The sequence below is a fragment of the Lactobacillus equicursoris DSM 19284 = JCM 14600 = CIP 110162 genome (assembly GCF_001434815.1).
Lineage (GTDB): Bacteria > Bacillota > Bacilli > Lactobacillales > Lactobacillaceae > Lactobacillus > Lactobacillus equicursoris.
Genome location: NZ_AZDU01000003.1, coordinates 22,487 through 40,155 on the forward strand (window position 1 = coordinate 22,487; position 17,669 = coordinate 40,155).

Genomic DNA, 17,669 nt, shown 5'->3' on the forward strand with positions numbered 1-17,669 from the left:
TCCATTTTTCTTTTTATAAGGTTGATTCTTTCGGCTGTATCATTATAAGCCAGAATGGCGCTCTTGTTTAATAGATTTCTTTTAATAATCAATTAGTTTCTATAGAATCTTATCTAACGATAAAATACCTCTATCAATAAACCGAACTTTGCTTATTTTTTAACTAGCCCGGCTTTTATATAATGAAAGCGATTGTAGAAGAAAAATAAACCAAATTTACAACAATAACAAGATTCAGGAGAACCATTTCATGAGTAAAGAAACGATCAAAGCCCAAGCACAAGGGCGCAATGGTGAAATTGATTTTGAAATCGAAGTCGTTGACCAACAACTGGCTGACTTGAAGGTCACAAAGAGCTCAGAAACCAAGGCCGTCTTTGACCAGGCCTTTGGCAAGCTGCGCGATAACGTCTTGGCTGCCCAAAGCTTTGACGTTGACGCCATTTCTGGGGCCTCCATCATGACCAAGGCCATTTTGGAATCCGGTAAAAAGGCCCTGGCTGAAAACGGCGTGCGCCCAGTTGCCCGCAAGGTCGACACCACTCACAAGAACGTGGCCTTGAACGTTGACGTAGCCGTGATCGGTTCCGGGATGGCCGGCCTCTTGGCTGCCAGCCGCGCCTTGTCCATGGGCAAGAAGGTTGTCGTTTTGGAAAAGAACGGCTACGTTGGCGGGGCCTCCATCTTGAACGGGTCTAACGTTACCGCTACTGGTTCAAGACTAGCTAAAAAGCTGTTTGGTCCACTGGCAGACCAGGACTCACCAGAGAGACTTTTTAACGACATTACCAAGGAATGCCGGGGTACCAACTACCCAGAACTGTCTCACCTTTTGGCCAACAACATCGGCAAGGCCATCGACTTCATTACTGATTTCGCTGACTTGACCTACCAAAAGGCAGAAACTCAAACCATTGAACACAGCGTTAACCGTCAAGTGGAAATGCCAAGCCAAAGCTCATACGAAGTTGTAACTAAGGTTGCCAAGGCTTTTGAAGCCAAGGGCGGGATCCTGCTGACCGACGCGAGAGTGGAAGCTTTGAAGAAGAACGACAAAGGCGTTTTGACCAGCTTGGTGGCTGAAGGCAAGCACCAAACTACGACCGTTAACTTCAAGTCATTGGTCATGGCTGCCGGCGGCTGGGGCGCTAAGGACTACAAGGAAGGCAAGACTGACATTCCTTACTACGGTCCAATGACCTCAACTGGGGACTACTTTACTTTTGCCAAAAATATGAACCTGGCCAGCCGCAACCTGGACTGGTACAAGGTTTACCCACACGGCTTGGAAGTTGAGCCGGGGATTGCCAAGCTGACCACTTACTCCACCAAGGAAGCCAGCGACATGGGGGCTATTTTTGTCAACCGGGCCGGCAAGCGGGTGGTTAACGAAAGCTTACCATACACCCACTTCCGCGACGCCATCGCCGCTGAACCAGATAAGACCTGCTTTGTCTTGATGGACCAGCGCATCTGGGACCGCTTCTACGAATTGATGCTGAAGTATGGCTTCAACGAAGAAGAAGTGCAAGGCTTCTTTGCTAACGACGGCAAGAAGAGCCCAATTTTGGTCAAGGGCGACCTGGCTGCGGTTGCGCAAAAGGCTGGCGTGGAATACGGCAACTTGAAGGAAACTTTTGAAAAGTATCAAGAATATGCTAAAAACGGTGCCGACCCTGAATTTGGCCGGGATGCGAAGTTCCTGCACCCATACGAAGGGGACACCTTCTACTTGATCGAACAAAAGCTGCGCTTCTGCACCACCCTGGGCGGCTACGAAGCAACGCCAGAAATGCAGCTGCTAGATGCTGACTTTAAGCCAGTTGAAAACTTCTACGCAGCCGGCGAAATCGTTGGCGGAGCTAACGGCAAGGACTCTATGCCATCTATGATGAACTCTTGGTCATACGCTTCTGGCTTCGTGGCCGGGACCGCCGCAGCCGACAACTGCAACAACCGCGAGGTTGATGTGGTGACGAGCGCTAGTGTTGCGCCTGCAGCGCCTAAGGTTGAAGCAGTGACGGGGGCTAGCCACCACGCTGCTCCGACGCCTAAGCCAGACGCAACCAGCGGAGCCAGCCACTAATTTAACATTGATAATCTCTCTTACAAAAACTTTTTAGGTATCGCCGAATCGTCAGATTCGGCGTTTTTGTTTTATTTAGCTGTGGGATGGGGTTGCCCCCAAAGTATATCAACCGAGCTGGATTTTGGTAAAAACCGCCCCCAAAGTATGTCAACCGAGCTGGATTTTGGTAAAAGTCTCCCCCAAAGTATGTCAACCGGTCTAGATTTTGACGAAAATCACCCCCAAAGTATGTCAACCGGTCTGGATTTTGACGAAAATCACCCCCAAAGTATGTCAACCGAGCTGGATTTTGCCAAAAGTCTCCCCCAAAGTATGTCAACCGGTCTAGATTTTGACGAAAATCACCCCCAAAGTATGTCAACCGGTCTGGATTTTGACGAAAATCACCCCCAAAGTATGTCAACCGAGCTGGATTTTGCCAAAAGTCTCCCCCAAAGTATGTCAACCGGTCTAGATTTTGACGAAAATCACCCCCAAAGTATGTCAACCGGTCTGGATTTTGACAAAAGTCACCCCCAAAGTATGTCAACCGAGCTGGATTTTGCCAAAAGTCTCCCCCAAAGTATGTCAACCGGTCTAGATTTTGACGAAAATCACCCCCAAAGTATGTCAACCGGTCTGGATTTTGGTAAAAGTCACCCCCAAAGTATGTCAACCGAGCTGGATTTTGACGAAAATCACCCCCAAAGTATGTCAACCGAGCTGGATTTTAACGAAAATCACCCCCAAAGTATGTCAACCAACCTAGATTTTTTGTAAAATCTCCCCCAAGTTGAGTCAACCGCTTTGAGTTGACATAGATTGGGGGCAAAAATCGTCGAAATTACAGCTGGTTGACATAGATTGGGGGCAAAAATCGTCGAAATTACAGCCGGTTGACATAGATCGGGGTCAAAAATCGCTGAAATTACAGCCGGTTGACATAGATCGGGATCAAAAATCGCTGAAATTACAGCTGGTTGACATAGATTGGGGGCAAAAATCATCGAAATTACAGTCGGTTGAGTCAACTCGGGGGCAAAAATCGTCAAAATTACAGTCGGTTGACATAGATTGGGGGCAAAAATCATCGAAATTACAGTCGGTTGACATAAAATGGGGGCCAAGCCAAGCCACCCCCGTCACACCGCCGCCAGCCCAAAACAAAAACGCGCCAAACGGCGCGTCCAACATAGCCAAGCTACACCAGCTTGTGCTCGTTATTGTAATGTTTGCGGCAGTACGTCAGTATGAACGCCTCAAAGCGCGTGACCGCTGGCGTCAAGAAGTGGTTAGCCTTTTTCACGATAAAAATTGGGTGGATGCCCACGTTGTCCTCGATGTGCAAAAGCTTCACCGTCTTCGGGTCCAGCTGCGGCAGGTGAGGGATCACAGCGACCCCGTAGCCCCAGTGGACGAAGCCAATGATGGTGTGGTCTTCCATCGTTTCCATAATGATCTTCGGCGTCAAACCGGCATTCTGGAACATCTTGTCCAGCCGCTTGCGCAGCCCGCTCTCCTTGCTGTAGTAGATCAGCGGGTACTTGGCTAGCTCGGCCAGGCTGACGGAATCCTTTTTAGCCAAAGGATTGGAAAAAGGCACCGCCGCCAGCATTTCCTGGTCCACCAAGTGGGTGATGGTTACTTCTTCTTCCAAGGCCGGCGTGTTCGGTGCTGAGGAAACGACCAAGTCCAGGTCGTCGTTGACCAGCTTTTCCACCAATTCCTCCGTCGTCCCTTGCACAAAGGAGAAGGAAATGTTCTCGGTGTCCGGCTCTTGCTTAAACTCGTAGATCAGCTGCGGGATCAGGTCCTGGCCCATGGTAAAAGTAAAGCCGACCCGGATGTGGCCCCGGTTGATGTCTAAAAGCTCTGCGATGTACTCGTTGCCCTGATCTAGGTCGTTCAGGCCGCTTTTAACGTATTCCAGGTAAATCTTGCCGTAATTGGTCAAGCGGATGTTGCGCCCGTTTTTTTCAAACAGGGGTACGCCCAATTCCTCTTCAATGCTGCTGATGGCATAGGACAAGGAAGGTTGTGAAATGCCTAATTTTTCCGCCGATTTGGCCATGTGCTCTGTCTTTGCTAGCTCGACAAAAAAGCGCAGGTGCCGAATATTCATGTTTGCCTCCTAAAAAAGCGCTATTACTCATAAGCACGGTATGTCAATTTTTCCCATTCATACTTTATATTGTAGCGTGATTTAAAAAACAATAAAAGTCTTTGATTAATTAAAAGAAACAGCCTTATTTATTTTTACTTTTGAAAACGATAACATAATGGTGAATTGAGAAAAAAGTAACATGCTATTTTAAGGAGATTTTTAATATGGCAGACGAAAGAAACAACGATATCGAAGAAACGACGATTAAGGGCGTTAACGGCCCAATTACTGGCTGGCTGGACGGCCACACTATCTTGGTTGGTCTGATGGCTTACCCAATCCGTCACACCATGTCACCAACCATGCACAACAACGCTTTTGCCAAGTTGGGCTTAAATGGTGCTTACCTTTGCTTTGAAATCGACAATGAAAAGTTGCCAGGTGCCATCGACGCCATCCGTACTTTGGACATGCGCGGCTCAAACGTTTCAATGCCTAACAAGAAAAAGGTTATCCCATACCTGGACAAGCTGGACAAGACTTCCCAAATGTGCGACGCCGTTAACACCATCGTTAACGACCACGGCGTACTCACTGGCTACACCACTGACGGCATGGGCTGGCTGAGATCCTTGAACAAGGACGGCCAAGACGTTAAGGGCAAGGTGATCACTTTGGCTGGTGCCGGCGGCGCTGCTACTCCAATCGCTGTGACTGCTTCACTTTCTGGCGCTAAGGAAATCCGCATCTTCAACTTGAACGACGACAAGTGGGAACAAGCAGTTAAGAACGTTGACACTATCAACAAGGAAACTGACTGCGTAGCAACTGTTCACCACTTGGAAGACAGAGAAGACTTCAAGAAGTCCATCGCTGAATCCGACATCTACTGCGACGCTACTAGCGTAGGGATGAACCCACTCCAAGACCAAACCTTGGTTGACGACCCATCTTGGTTCCACGAAGACATGGTTGTTTCTGACACTGTTTACGCTCCTCGCAAGACCAAGTTGATGGAAGTTGCTGAAAAAGCTGGCGTAAAGCACATCTACAACGGGATCGGCATGATGATCGAACAAGGCGCTGCAGCCTTCAAATTGTGGACTGGCAAGGAAATGCCAACTGACTACATCCAAGAAATCATGGACCAAAACTAGTAATTAAGTGAGAGTAAGAATCATGAAAAAGAACAAATACCTCTTGACTGCTTTCATGCTATACATGAACTACTTTGTTCACGGCATGGGCGTCATCATCATCTCCCAAAACGCGACCAACCTGGCCCACCAATGGGGCACGACTACCACGGGTGCGATCGCCGTTGTTTCTTCACTGGGGATCGGCCGGATCATCAACTTGCTGATTTCCGGTATTTTGTCTGACAAGTTTGGCCGGAAGCCTTTTGTCCAACTGGGGATCGTCTTCTACCTGGTCTTCTTCGTTGGCTTGCTCTTCTCTAAGAGCGTAACTGTGGCTTATGTCTTAGGGATCTGCGCCGGGATGGCCAACTCCTTCTTGGACACGGGTACTTACCCAGCCTTGATGGAAATCTTCCCAGATGCAAAGGGTACTTCCAATGTTGTTTTGAAGGCCTTCATCTCAGGTGCTCAATTCCTGCTTCCATTCATCGTTAGCGGCTTGGCAAGCGCCGGGGCATGGTACGGCTGGTCCATCGTGATCCCAGCTGCCATCCTGGTCATCACTGGCATCTACTTCATCAAGGGTGCCTTCCCAGACTCTAAGGCTGTTGCCGCCGCTGAAGAAAAGAAGGCTGAAGAAGCTGAAGCAGCTGTTCAAAAGGAAAATGCTGCACCAGTTAAGTCCAACAAGTGGCTTGACGGTACCCTCTTCATCCTTTACGGCTACATTTCTCAAGCTACCTTCTACATGGTCAGCCAGATGTTAACCCAATATGGTCAATCCATCAGCCACATGAGCGACAGCGCTGCTCACGCCCTGGTTTCCTGGTACTCATTAGGATCAATCTGCTGCGTTCTCTTTACTGCAGTTATCGGCAGCAAGTTCAAGGAAGTCCAATTGGTGCCAGTTTACACCTTGGGTGCCTTCATCGCCATCTTCTTGATGTGGGCTTACCCAGCTAACGCTGTTTTGATGGCAATCTTGGCCTTCGCGGTTGGTTTCTTTGCAGCCGGCGGCGTAATGCAGCTGGGGTTGACTGTCATGGCCGACTTCTTCCCAGCTGGCAAGGGGACGGTTACTGGCTTCTTCTACACGGCCGGTTCTATCGCTTCCTTCACCATTCCGTTGGTGATCAACGCTTTGCCAGGGATGAGAGAAGTTATGTTCTTTGACGTGATCGTTGCTTTGCTTGGCTTTATCGACACTAGCCTCATCGCCATTCGTTACAAGCACTTATTCGGTTCACTGAAGAAGTAGATTTTTTAAAAAATAGGGGATAAAAATGGCTACTGTAAAAGTTAGAAATATGGTTTTGGGCGAAGGCTTGCCAAAAATTGCCGTACCAAACGTGGGGACTAGCGAAGAAGAAATCTTGGCTTCTTCCAAGAAAATTGCAGCCGCTAAGCCAGACATCATGGAATGGCGGATCGACTACTACGAAGCCGGCATCAAGGACAACGAAAAGTTGATTGCCACTGCTAAAAAAATCCGTGAAACGGTCGGCGAATTGCCAGTCTTGGTAACCTTTAGAACCAAGAACGAAGGCGGCGTTTTGGAACTGGGCGAAGACGAATACCTGGACCTGGTACAAACCGTGATCGTAAACCGCTTGGGTGATGCCGTTGACGTAGAACTTTTCCATGACGAAAAGCGCGTTAAGGAAATCGTAGCTCAAGCCCACAACTACAACGTGGTAGTGATCATGAGCAACCACGACTTTGAAAAGGTGCCAGCTAAGGACGTCATCGAATTCCGCTTGAAGAAGATGGCTGAACTGGGCGCCGACGTGCCAAAACTGGCCTGCATGCCGCATAGCGCTGACGACGTTTTGACCTTGCTCAGCGCCACTAATGACGTGCACAAGGAATTGGCTAACCCAATCATCACCATGGCCATGGCTGACCTAGGCAAGGTTAGCCGGGTGGCTGGTCAAGTCTTCGGTTCTTGCCTCTCCTTTGGGGCGGTTGGCAAGGTTTCAGCACCAGGTCAATTGTCAATTGAAGACCTGCGCAACGCCGAACAATACTTGGAATTGCACTAATTTTCACTCAACTCTCTAAATCTTAATAAGCTAAAAAGCTCTCCTGCAACAGGGGGGCTTTTTGGCAGATAGGACTAAAAAATGCAAGACGAAAGAAACAACGACATTAATGAAACAGCGATTACTGGCGTGACCGGTCCCATCACCGACTGGCTGGACGGACACACGATCCTGGTCGGCCTCTTGGCTAACCCCATCCGCCACTCGGTTTCCCCAACCATGCACAACAACGCCTTTGCCAAGCTGGGCTTAAACGGGCTCTACCTCTGCTTTGAGGTGGAGGGTGACCGGCTTGAAGGGGCGGTGAAGGCCATTAGGATGCTGGGGATGCGGGGCGCCAACGTTTCTATGCCCAATAAAAAAGCGATTATTCCGTACTTAGACAAGCTGGACAAGACGGCTGAAATGTGCGGCGCTGTCAATACGGTAGTTAACGATCACGGCGTCTTGACCGGCTACACTACAGACGGGATTGGCTGGGTCAACTCCTTGAAAGAAGACGGCCAAGAGGTTGCTGGCAAGGTGATTACCCTAGCCGGTGCCGGCGGTGCCGCGATTCCGATTGCCGTGTCCAGCGCCTTGGCGGGTGCTGCGGAAATCCGGATTTTTAACATCCATGACCGGAACTGGGAACCGGCTAAGGAAAAGGTTGCCTTAATCAACCAAGAGACGGACTGCCGTTGCAGCCTGAACGCGATGGAAAACAAGGAAGCCTTCAAAAAGTCGATTGCGGAATCCGACATCTACTGCGACGCGACCGGGGTAGGGATGCCGCCACTAGACGATTTGTCCCTAGTCGAAGATCCATCTTGGCTGCACGAGGACATGGTGGTCAGCGACACGGTCTACCAGCCGCGGGAAACCAAGCTGATGAAGATTGCGAAAAAGGCTGGAGTGAAGCACATCTACAATGGCCTAGGCATGGTTGTTGGCCAAGGTGCCGCTTCCTTTAAGCTGTGGACGGGCAAGGAGATGCCGGTCGACTACATCAGCAAGATTGTAGATGAGGCGTAGCAAAAAGGCGTCCAGTTGGATGCCTTTTTTAATTAAATATTTTGATTAATAATTAAAAAAATACTTTTGGTAAGCGCTTTAAAGATTGATATGATAGTAATAGATGCTTTGATCGTTAATTGAGAGAAAGGGTGGAAACTATGACTGAAACTAAAGAAAAACGCTATGGATCAACGACAGCTGCAATCTACTTTTCCTACTTTATTATGGGGCTGGGGATGTCGCTTCTAGCCCAATTTAAGCCAGAATTTGCCAAGCTCTGGCATACCAATATTGCCGGCGTTTTAGCCGTGGGCGGGGCTGTCGGGATTGGGGGGATTATCTCCATTCTAATTACCGGTCCAGTTTCAGATAAATTTGGCCGCCGGATCAGCGCCGTAATTGGTCACTTGGGCTGGGCCATTTACTACATCGGCCTGCTTTACGCACCAAACCAGACGGTAGCTTATATCATTGCGATTATTGGCGGGATTTCCAACTCCTTCTTGAACTCCTCCAACTTCCCAACCTTGATGGAGATTTTCCCGAAAGCTGCCTCAGCAGCAGGTCTGATGTCAAAATTTGCCATCAACTTAGGCCAATTCTTCTTGCCAATAGCGATTATGCTGGGCGGCTTTATCGGCCTGCCTTACCGGGTGGTCTTTATGGCAACGGGGATCTTCTACCTAGCCCTGGCGGTTATTTTAATCTTTGCCCCATACCCAAGCCAGGTAGCAAAGGCCAAAACTGAGACCCAAGCAGAAGTTCCTGCACAAAAGCACCGCTTTAACGTCGGCACGGTCTGCTTGATCTTGATGGGCTTCACGACGACAGCAGCCTTTCTTTTATGGATCAACACCTACCAAGAACTTGCCCGGTCATACGGCATCAGCCAGCCAAGTACCCTGCAGTCGGTTTATGCAATTGGGGCTTCAGTGGCAGTCTTGTTTAATTCCTTGATTGTTAAAAAGGGTGTTAAGGAAATCGATATTTTGATTTACTACCCTTTGATTACGGCAGTCGGCTTGGCTCTAGCTTACTTCATCCAAAAGCCATGGATCCTCTATGTCACTAGTTTGGTAGTTGGTTTCTTTGCGGCTAGTGGCTTGTACCAATTAACCTTGGCGGTTTTAGGTAAACTGTATGCGGACATGAAGGCCACGGCTCAGTCTTGGGCCGGCTTCTTCTCCGCCTTTGCTAACTTTGCCATTATTTCACTTGCAGCCTGGATCACCAGTATTTCTGGCAGCAGTGCTCCGCGTAATATTGTGATTTTGAACGTTATCAACATGCTGGTCAGCACGATTTTGGCAATTATGGTTAAAGGCAGCAGCCACAAGGAAAAGAGTAAATAATCTTTAATTTTAAACAGCATGAAAAAGAGGCAGACGAAAGTCTGCCTCTTTTTTAATGGATTGAAGGATTTAAGTTGGCTTCTTGGAAGTCTTTGATCAGGTCTTCAATGGCCGGCGTGAGTTTCTTGCCCTTTTTGACGCCGATAAAGTAGGTGATGCGCATTAAGTCGGGATCAATCGGGTAAAGATTGATTGGCTGCTGCCGCATCCGCTTGATGATGCTGGCTGCTGAAATGGTTAGACCCAGACCGTGGATGGCCAGGTTGGTCGCCGTAATCACGCTATCAGAGGTCACCACGATGTGGGGCACAACATGGTAGTTTTGGAAAATCCCGTTAATTTGCCGGCGGATGGCTGAGCCAGAAGTACTGAGAATAAAGGGCTCTTGCAAAAGCGTCTTGAGATCATAAGTGCTTGGGTCCAATATGAATTCTCCCGGAATAAAGAACTTGGACCGCGCAGGGATTACTACGTAATATGGCTCGCCCCCGTTGATATAAGCCTGGATGTTGTTATCCAGGGTTTCGGGCGTTTGGCCCATGTAGACTTCTGCTTGGTCACCCAAGATGCGCTCTTCGCTTTGGTGGGGGAAGCCTTCCAAAATCTGAGCCTTCACATTGTTATGACTGGCTAAAAAAGGCGGAATAATTTCAGGCAGCAAAAAAGTGCCCAGGGTTTCCAAAACAGTGATCCGGATGATTTCCCGGTCACGGTATTGTTCGCTATAGCGCTCTAAGCGAGAATTGAGCTTTTGTCTTTGAGCTGACACATTTTCTAAATATTGATAGTAGATTTGTCCTGCTTCCGTTAGGGTAAAGGGCGTTTGCTTACGGTTGACAATCGTGGCCCCCAGCTCTTTTTCCACTCTTTTGATTAGTTGAGTCAGGTAGGGCTGAGAAATGTAGAGTTCGCCGGCTGCCTTGGTAAAGTTGCTGTGTTTGAGCAGGGCTTCAAGGTAGGTTAGCATTATGTCTGGATCGTGCATTTTATCATTCCTTACGTCAATAATATTTTTGTTATCGTTCCCTATAATAACACAAGTATTTCCCAAAGTGTAAGTGCTGGCCGTATAATTGACATATAACAAGTAAACGATTACAAAAAGACGAAAAGGAGAAAAATTATGTCAATGAATCCAGGTACCTACAAGGTTAAGGCAAAGGGACACGGCTCAAGCTTCATGCCAATGGAAGTTACTTTATCAGCAGACAAGGTTGAAAAGATCGAAGTTGACGCCAGCGGTGAAACTAGCGGGATCGCTGATGAAGTCTTCAAGCGCTTGCCACAAGCTATCATCGCCGGCCAAACTTTGAACGTTGACGCCGTTTCTGGTGCCTCAATTTCCAGCCAAGGTGTGATTGATGGGGTAGCTGATGCCATTAACGAAGCCGGCGGTGATGCTGAAGAATGGAAGAAGCGGGCAAAGCCGGAAGCTGCTGCTAGTGAAGATGCTGAATATACCACTGACGTTGTTGTCATCGGTGCCGGCGGGGCTGGTCTGGCTGCTGCTACGCGCTCAATCCAACACGATAAGCAAGTTGTTATTTTAGAAAAGTTTCCACAAATCGGTGGTAACACTACCCGTGCTGGTGGTCCAATGAACGCTGCTGAACCAGAATGGCAAAAGCAATTTAAGTCCTTGCCAGGTGAAAAGGAAACCCTGGAAGAATTGGCAGCAATGCCAACTAGCGAAATTGATCCAGAATACGTTAAGGACTTTGAAGAACTTCGTGACCAAATCAAGGACTACGTTGACTCTGGTGCTGACTACCTCTTTGACTCAGTTCGTCTGCACGAAATCCAAACTTACTTGGGCGGCAAGCGGACTGACTTAAATGGCAACGAAATCCACGGTAAGTACGACTTGGTTAACACGCTGGTTAACAATGTGTTGGACTCAGTTAAGTGGTTGACTGACTTGGGCGTTGACTTTGACAGAAGTGACGTTACCATGCCAGTTGGAGCCTTGTGGCGTCGTGGCCATAAGCCAGTTGAACCAATGGGCTACGCCTTTATCCACGTATTAGGCGACTGGGTAAAGGCTCATGGTGCAACTGTTTTGACGGAAACCCGTGCTAAGCACCTGATCATTGAAAATGGCAAGGTAACTGGCGTCATCGCTGAAAAGACTGATGGCTCTAAGGTAACGGTTCACGCTAAGAGCGTCATCTTGACGGCTGGTGGCTTTGGGGCCAACACCAAGATGGTGCAAAAGTACAACACTTACTGGGAACATATTGATGACGACATCGCCACCACCAACTCCCCAGCCATCACTGGTGACGGAATTGCCCTGGGTCAAGAAGCAGGCGCTGCTTTAACTGGGATGGGCTTCATCCAATTGATGCCAGTTTCTGACCCAGTAACGGGTGAACTCTTCACTGGTCTGCAAACTCCACCAGAAAACTTCATCATGGTTAATAAAGAAGGCAAGCGTTTTGTTAATGAATTTGCTGAACGCGACACTTTGGCTAAGGCAGCGATTGCCAACGGCGGCCTTTTCTACTTGATTGCCGATGATGAAATCAAGAAGACTGCTTACAACACCACTCAAGAATCGATCGATGCCCAAGTGGCAGCTGGCACCCTCTTTAGAGATGACACTCTGGAAGGCTTGGCAAAGCAAGTAGGCATGGACCCAGAAGTCTTGGTTAACACCATCAAGAAGTACAACTCTTACGTTGATGCTGGTCATGACCCAGAATTTGGCAAGAGTGCCTTCCACTTGAAGTGCGAAAAGGCGCCATTCTACGCAACCCCTCGTAAGCCAGCTATCCACCACACGATGGGCGGTTTGGTAATTGACACTAAGGCTCACGTTTTGGACGAAGAAGGCCACGTCATTCCAGGTCTGTACTCAGCTGGTGAAAATGCTGGTGGCTTGCACGCCGGCAACCGTTTGGGCGGTAACTCATTGGCTGACATCTTTACCTTCGGCCGGATTGCCGCTGACACGGCTAACGAAGAAAATGCCACCGTTGACGCAGCTAGCGGCGCGTCTCACTAAAAAAAGCGAGGAAATAGTATGTTTTACAAGAGCCACTTTGGTACGATTTTAACCACGGTTTTATCCCTCTTCATGGGGCTGGTGATGGCGATTTTTATCATCTTCTTGAACCACCTGCCTTTTACTTGGGTTAACCTCTTCGAATTAACGGCAGAAATCAACTTAATCGTTTTCTTAGCCAGCCTCTTTATCCCCTACAACGCTTGGGGTGCCTGGTTTGCCGGCCTCTTCCACCTGAAAGAAGGCACGTTGGCCTACAGCTTGGTTGAAGGCATCATCCCTTCAGTTGTTTTGAATACGCTCAACACCTTTATTTGTACGGGTGCCAGCATCTTCTACAACGAAGCCATTCCTAAGGCTGCCAGAATGACGGCTTACCTGAATGGTTGCAAAGAAGCTTGGATTCCTTGCTTCATTGTTTCCTACATTGCCTCCTTTGCGGCAGTAGCTTTAGGCAAAAAGGTTGCGCAAAAGTACGTTAAGTAGAGTATTTTTAATGATTACACTATGATCGTCAAAAGAGTCTAGGTTTACCTAGGCTCTTCTTGACTTTCCCAGAATCAGGCAGTCAAAAGCAGCAATAGCCAAGGCAGAAAAGATTTTTTTAAATATGCTAATATAGAAAAAACAAGTAACATTTTTTAAGGAGAAAAGTAAAAATGGAAAAAGATATCACGATCATGCGTGACGGTTTAAAGCTAGCAGCGAAGGTTTCAATTCCGGAAAGTAAAGAATACGACATTGCGATCCTGGCTTACGGCTTTGTGGGGATGATGGACCCTAAGGTTAACGACTTATTGCCAGTTTTAGCAGAAAAATTGCAAGAAAAAGGCCTGGCAACCGTTCGCTTTGACTTTAACGGCCATGGCTTAAGCGAAGGACCACTGGACAACATGTCCATTTATAATGAACTGGAAGACTACCATGCAGTAATGGATTACGTTTTGAATCTGGACGGCGTGAAGCACATCTACTTGATTGGTCACTCCCAAGGCGGTGTCTTATCTTCAATGATGGCTGGCTTTTACGCTGACAAGGTCGACAAGCTGGTCATCATGTCCCCAGCTGCCACCTTGGTTGATGATGCCCGCATCGGGACTTGCATGGGGATTGACTACGATCCTAACCATGTTCCAGCTAAGCTTGATTTCAAAGACTTTAAGCTGAACGACTGGTACTTTAGAACGGCTAAGTTTATCAATACCTTTGAAGTTGCGCGTGCCTTCCACGGTCCAGTTTTGGCTTTGCACGGCAGTGAAGATAAAATTGTTAACCCATATGCGGTTAAGCACTACCAAGCAATCTTGGACAACTGCGAAATGCACTTAATCGAAGGCAGTGACCACGGTTTGCACCAAAACCGCGAGGAAGTTTATACCAGAGTGGTTGACTTTTTAACTAAATAATAGAAAAAACAAGTTCCGGATAGAACTTGTTTTTTTGATTTTGTCTCAATTAATTTAAACAAAACAGTAGATTTACAATTTTGTCTCAATTAACTTAAAATATATCTAGAAGATCCGATTTTGTTGAAGTTAATTGAGATGATTTTATGCTAGTACCAAGACCAACTTACTTACAAAAACTAGAAAAATTAGCTAATAAGCAGATTATTAAAGTTCTAACCGGGGTTAGACGCTGCGGCAAATCTAGCCTGTTGCAGCTGTTTCAGCAACAGCTTTTAGCTGATGGCGTTCAACCAGAGCAGATTCAAGCAATCAACTTTGAGGACCTAGCTTTTTCCAAGCTGACTGACTACCAGGAACTCTATCGCTACCTAAGTCAACGCTTGCTGCCTGATCAGATGAACTATATCTTTTTGGATGAAATCCAAAATGTTCCTAATTTTGAAAAAGCAGTTGATAGTCTTTTTATTAAAAGCAATGTTGACTTGTACATTACCGGTTCTAACGCCTTTATGCTGTCAGGTGAATTAGCGACGCTGCTTTCTGGACGTTATATCGAAATTCCGGTATATCCCTTATCTTTTAAGGAATTTGCCCAAGCTAAGCCTGATCAATCTTTGCAAGAGAGCTACCAGCAGTACCTGCTCAGGGGCGGCTTTCCTTTTGCCTTGCAGCTGCCAGATGATGAAAGTTTCCGCGACTACATTGATGGCGTGGTAAACACGGTTTTAGTCAAGGACGTGCTTGCCAGAAAAGATAAGAGCGATTCAACTTTGGTTAGACGATTAGCAGCTTTTTTAACATACACAGCAGGTAGCTTGACTAGCCCTAAGAAAATTGCGGGTACCTTGACCTCAATGGGAGAGAAGACGACGCCGAACACGGTGGCCTCTTACCTGGAGCTCTTAGAAAATGCCTTTCTTTTTTACCGCTGCGACCGTTTTGATATCGGCGGAAAAAAGTATCTGAGCATCAATCCCAAATATTATCCAGTTGATATTAGCTTGCGCCGGGCCCTAGTGGGGCAGAAGCGGCCCAACAAGGGGAGCCGGCTGGAAACGATTGTGTATCAGGAGCTTCGCCGGCGGGGATATGAGATTTATGTTGGCGTGATGCAGCAGACTGAGGTGGACTTTGTGGTGGTGAAGGATGGAAGACGGGAGTACTACCAGGTATCGCTGTCTTTGGACGATGAACAGACCTACCAACGGGAAGTTAGAAGTCTGCGGCTGATCGATGACAACTATCCCAAGATCATCTTGACTGAAGATCCGGGGCATTTTGACGACCAGGGGATCAGCCAGGTGAACATTATTGATTGGTTGATGGGGGAATGAATATGAAAGTAAGACGCAGAGCCATGTATAAGGCTCTGCGTCTTTACTATTTTGATATCGGAGAAAAAAGGACAAGCAAAAAAGCCGCTGATTACTTTGGCAAGTTCACGGCTTTTTAGCTAATTATTATTAATGCCACCGCTATTAACGGTTCTGCGAAGGCTCTTGTTCCAGCAAGGGCCTTTTTCTATACCTAATTATAGCATAGAAAGGAATTTTTCTGAAACTTAAGCTTCAGACTGATACAAATGCGTGGGCTATTCTAACCAGGATTCTGGTAGTTACCGCAGTTTCAGCATTTGTGGGTTTATCCATTTCTACGGGTGGGACTGCTGCAGGATTATTGTATCTTGTTCAGCAACTATTTTCCTCTGGAGCACTAGCAGTAGAATAATATTGAATCGGCAATAACAATGTTTAGATATGCAGTTTGATTACCTTTTTGAGGTCTGGAGAAATTGTTTTAACAAAGTTGAATTTTGCCAAGATGTCACTGTTTTGCTTCTTGGAAATTATGTTATATATCAATCGCATTTTCTTGCCTGCTGATTTGTCATAGCATGCGATAAAGTAGAAATTGGGAGTGTCGAACAAGATTGCGTTTTTAAAATGGTCAATTTTGGTATCAGAAAAACGAACCTTTAAACTTAGAGCGCCAGGGGTCTTGTTTCCGTTTCCTGGAGTAAGAATAAGCCGCACCTTGTCGGGAACGTCTTTCGCAATTTTAAGCGCTGTTATTGCGGGCATCCAGAAAAAAGAAAGCAGACAGAAAATATCGAAAAGTCTTGATCCAAGGTCATCATCTAAAAAGATTGTGACAGGCATGACAATCCAAATGTAAATGTAAATCAGATGCCCCAATATTCTTTGCCATTTTTTTGCGTTATATAAAGAAATAAGACTGTAAAGGTGCAGCAGATAGAAGCATTTGAATTTATCCCAGAATGTCAGCTTGCTGGTAAATGTTATATTTTCGGTAGTATCCATAAGTACCTCTTAGAAAAATAATTTATATTCTGATTCTAGCACATTTCAAAAAGGACGAAGGTGAAAAGCTCATAAGTGTATATCCTGAATTAATTGCGTTTGCCATCTGGCTCGTTAGCCTAGCTTTGTTAACTATCTTAAGGCGAATCCATGTAAAGAACCGAAAGCTAGAGCAAATTGTTACTATCAAGCTTTCTAACGAAGATGTAGCGCAAATCGAGAAAATCGTCGACAGTAAATTACTAGAAAAAGTTGAATAGAAAGCAAAACACAGAGCACCTCGATGCTCTGCGTCTTTTGTTCATTAATCGTCTTCACCGCGCCAGCCGGCGATATCCCATGGAGTGAAGTCGTAGTCCAGCTTCTTATGGTAGCAGTCTTCAAAAGCCTGCACCTTCAAGGCATAGTCCTTTTCCATCAAGTCCGTCGCGTTAAAGTTTACCGACTTGGTTGGGTCCGGATACAGCACCTCCAAAACGTGCAGGGTATAGCGCGTTTGGTAAAAGTGCTCGTTATCTTTTTCAACTTCTGGCAGGTCTTGAATCTCCACAAAAGTTGAAATAATCGGCACGTTGCACTTAGCCGCGAAGTAGTAAGCCCCGCGCTGCGGCTTTCTTGGCTTGCGATAGTTCCACCACATCTCTTGCTCTGGGTAAATCAAGACCCAGTGGCCCTTGTTGAAGGCGTAGCTGAGGTGATGGATGAATTCTCGCCCAATGTAGTTGGGACTTTGCACTAGGGGAATGGACCCCATATTGTTCATGATGAAGCTGAAGAAGCCCGGCAGCTTCAAGTTGGTGTCTTCAATCACGATCTCCATCCGGTGGTGGGACTTTTGGGCTAGGCGGTTGACGGCTAAGGCATCAACTTGGTTGAAGTGGTTGGCGGTTACGATGGCCCCGCCCTTAGCCAGGTGCTGCAGCTTGTCTAAGCCTGTTACCTGAATCTTGCCAAAAAATTTCTGCGTCAAAGCCTGCAAGATCAGGTTGCCGGCTAGGCCTTCTGCCTTAGTCTTGAACTTATCCTGCTTGGCCCAGAAGTCCTCAACCAGCTTAACCCGCTCTTCCATAGACATTTGTGGGTCGCCGATTTCGGTTTTCGCCGTAAAGTCGCGGTTGTTTGCGGCGAGCTCGATATTGTGGATGACGTCCAGGCGGTGGTCACCAATAATCATCTTGTATACCTTTCTATTTGTTTTTCATTTAATCTCTGTGATACCTGTAAGTTTCAC

General features: G+C 47.1%; 16 protein-coding genes. 11 read left to right on the plus strand and 5 right to left on the minus strand.

The annotated features are described in order from the left end of the window. Positions 1-250 precede the first annotated feature (250 nt). Positions 251-2,086 (plus strand): FAD-dependent oxidoreductase, encoded by a 1,836-nt coding sequence (locus FC20_RS01265; protein WP_008460844.1) that lies wholly within the window; start codon positions 251-253, stop codon positions 2,084-2,086. A 66-nt stretch (positions 2,087-2,152) separates the two neighbouring features. Further along, positions 2,153-2,848 (plus strand): hypothetical protein, encoded by a 696-nt coding sequence (locus FC20_RS01270; protein WP_156402933.1) that lies wholly within the window; start codon positions 2,153-2,155, stop codon positions 2,846-2,848. A 174-nt stretch (positions 2,849-3,022) separates the two neighbouring features. Here the strand turns inward: FC20_RS01270 and FC20_RS10225 are convergent, their stop codons facing one another. Together FC20_RS10225 and FC20_RS01275 are read right to left on the minus strand one after the other, a co-directional pair. Then, entirely contained in the window at positions 3,023-3,268 is a 246-nt protein-coding gene (locus FC20_RS10225; protein ID WP_156402934.1) for a hypothetical protein, read from the minus strand. Position 3,269: 1 nt separating this feature from the next. Next, positions 3,270-4,190 (minus strand): LysR family transcriptional regulator, encoded by a 921-nt coding sequence (locus FC20_RS01275; RefSeq protein WP_008462897.1) that lies wholly within the window; start codon positions 4,188-4,190, stop codon positions 3,270-3,272. 206 nt (positions 4,191-4,396) lie between these two features. Here FC20_RS01275 and FC20_RS01280 point away from each other — a divergent pair, with 206 nt between their 5' ends. From FC20_RS01280 to FC20_RS01300, 5 genes are all read left to right on the plus strand, one after another. Further along, positions 4,397-5,329: a shikimate dehydrogenase gene (locus tag FC20_RS01280; RefSeq protein WP_008462895.1), complete on the plus strand. Its 933-nt coding sequence runs from the start codon at positions 4,397-4,399 to the stop codon at positions 5,327-5,329. A 22-nt stretch (positions 5,330-5,351) separates the two neighbouring features. After that, entirely contained in the window at positions 5,352-6,569 is a 1,218-nt protein-coding gene (locus FC20_RS01285) for an MFS transporter (RefSeq protein ID WP_008462892.1), read from the plus strand. 25 nt (positions 6,570-6,594) lie between these two features. Continuing rightward, complete coding sequence (gene aroD, locus FC20_RS01290; RefSeq protein WP_008462890.1) at positions 6,595-7,353, plus strand: type I 3-dehydroquinate dehydratase; 759 nt, start codon at positions 6,595-6,597, stop codon at positions 7,351-7,353. A gap of 81 nt (positions 7,354-7,434) precedes the next feature. Then, complete coding sequence (aroE, locus tag FC20_RS01295; RefSeq protein WP_056945281.1) at positions 7,435-8,367, plus strand: shikimate dehydrogenase; 933 nt, start codon at positions 7,435-7,437, stop codon at positions 8,365-8,367. 140 nt (positions 8,368-8,507) lie between these two features. Next, a complete protein-coding gene (locus tag FC20_RS01300) occupies positions 8,508-9,701 on the plus strand; it encodes an MFS transporter (RefSeq protein ID WP_008462879.1) in 1,194 nt (397 codons plus the stop codon). Positions 9,702-9,753: 52 nt separating this feature from the next. Here FC20_RS01300 and FC20_RS01305 read toward each other — a convergent pair whose 3' ends face one another. Continuing rightward, complete coding sequence (locus tag FC20_RS01305) at positions 9,754-10,686, minus strand: LysR family transcriptional regulator (protein WP_008462877.1); 933 nt, start codon at positions 10,684-10,686, stop codon at positions 9,754-9,756. Between the two features lie 144 nt (positions 10,687-10,830). Between FC20_RS01305 and FC20_RS01310 the strand changes: the two genes are divergently transcribed. From FC20_RS01310 to FC20_RS01325, 4 genes are all read left to right on the plus strand, one after another. Next, on the plus strand, positions 10,831-12,708 hold the full coding sequence (locus FC20_RS01310) for a flavocytochrome c (RefSeq protein ID WP_039944225.1): 1,878 nt from the start codon (positions 10,831-10,833) through the stop codon (positions 12,706-12,708). Between the two features lie 18 nt (positions 12,709-12,726). Further along, a complete protein-coding gene (locus tag FC20_RS01315; protein ID WP_008462872.1) occupies positions 12,727-13,194 on the plus strand; it encodes a hypothetical protein in 468 nt (155 codons plus the stop codon). 173 nt (positions 13,195-13,367) lie between these two features. After that, a complete protein-coding gene (locus tag FC20_RS01320) occupies positions 13,368-14,114 on the plus strand; it encodes an alpha/beta hydrolase (RefSeq protein WP_008462869.1) in 747 nt (248 codons plus the stop codon). Between the two features lie 146 nt (positions 14,115-14,260). Next, the gene (locus FC20_RS01325; RefSeq protein WP_008462867.1) at positions 14,261-15,451 is read left to right on the plus strand and encodes an ATP-binding protein; all 1,191 of its coding nucleotides are present in this window, start codon (positions 14,261-14,263) and stop codon (positions 15,449-15,451) included. Positions 15,452-15,868: 417 nt separating this feature from the next. Here the strand turns inward: FC20_RS01325 and FC20_RS01330 are convergent, their stop codons facing one another. Beyond that, complete coding sequence (locus FC20_RS01330; protein WP_008462864.1) at positions 15,869-16,438, minus strand: hypothetical protein; 570 nt, start codon at positions 16,436-16,438, stop codon at positions 15,869-15,871. 304 nt (positions 16,439-16,742) lie between these two features. Next, complete coding sequence (locus FC20_RS01335) at positions 16,743-17,612, minus strand: 1-acyl-sn-glycerol-3-phosphate acyltransferase (RefSeq protein ID WP_008462862.1); 870 nt, start codon at positions 17,610-17,612, stop codon at positions 16,743-16,745. Positions 17,613-17,669: the final 57 nt, after the last annotated feature.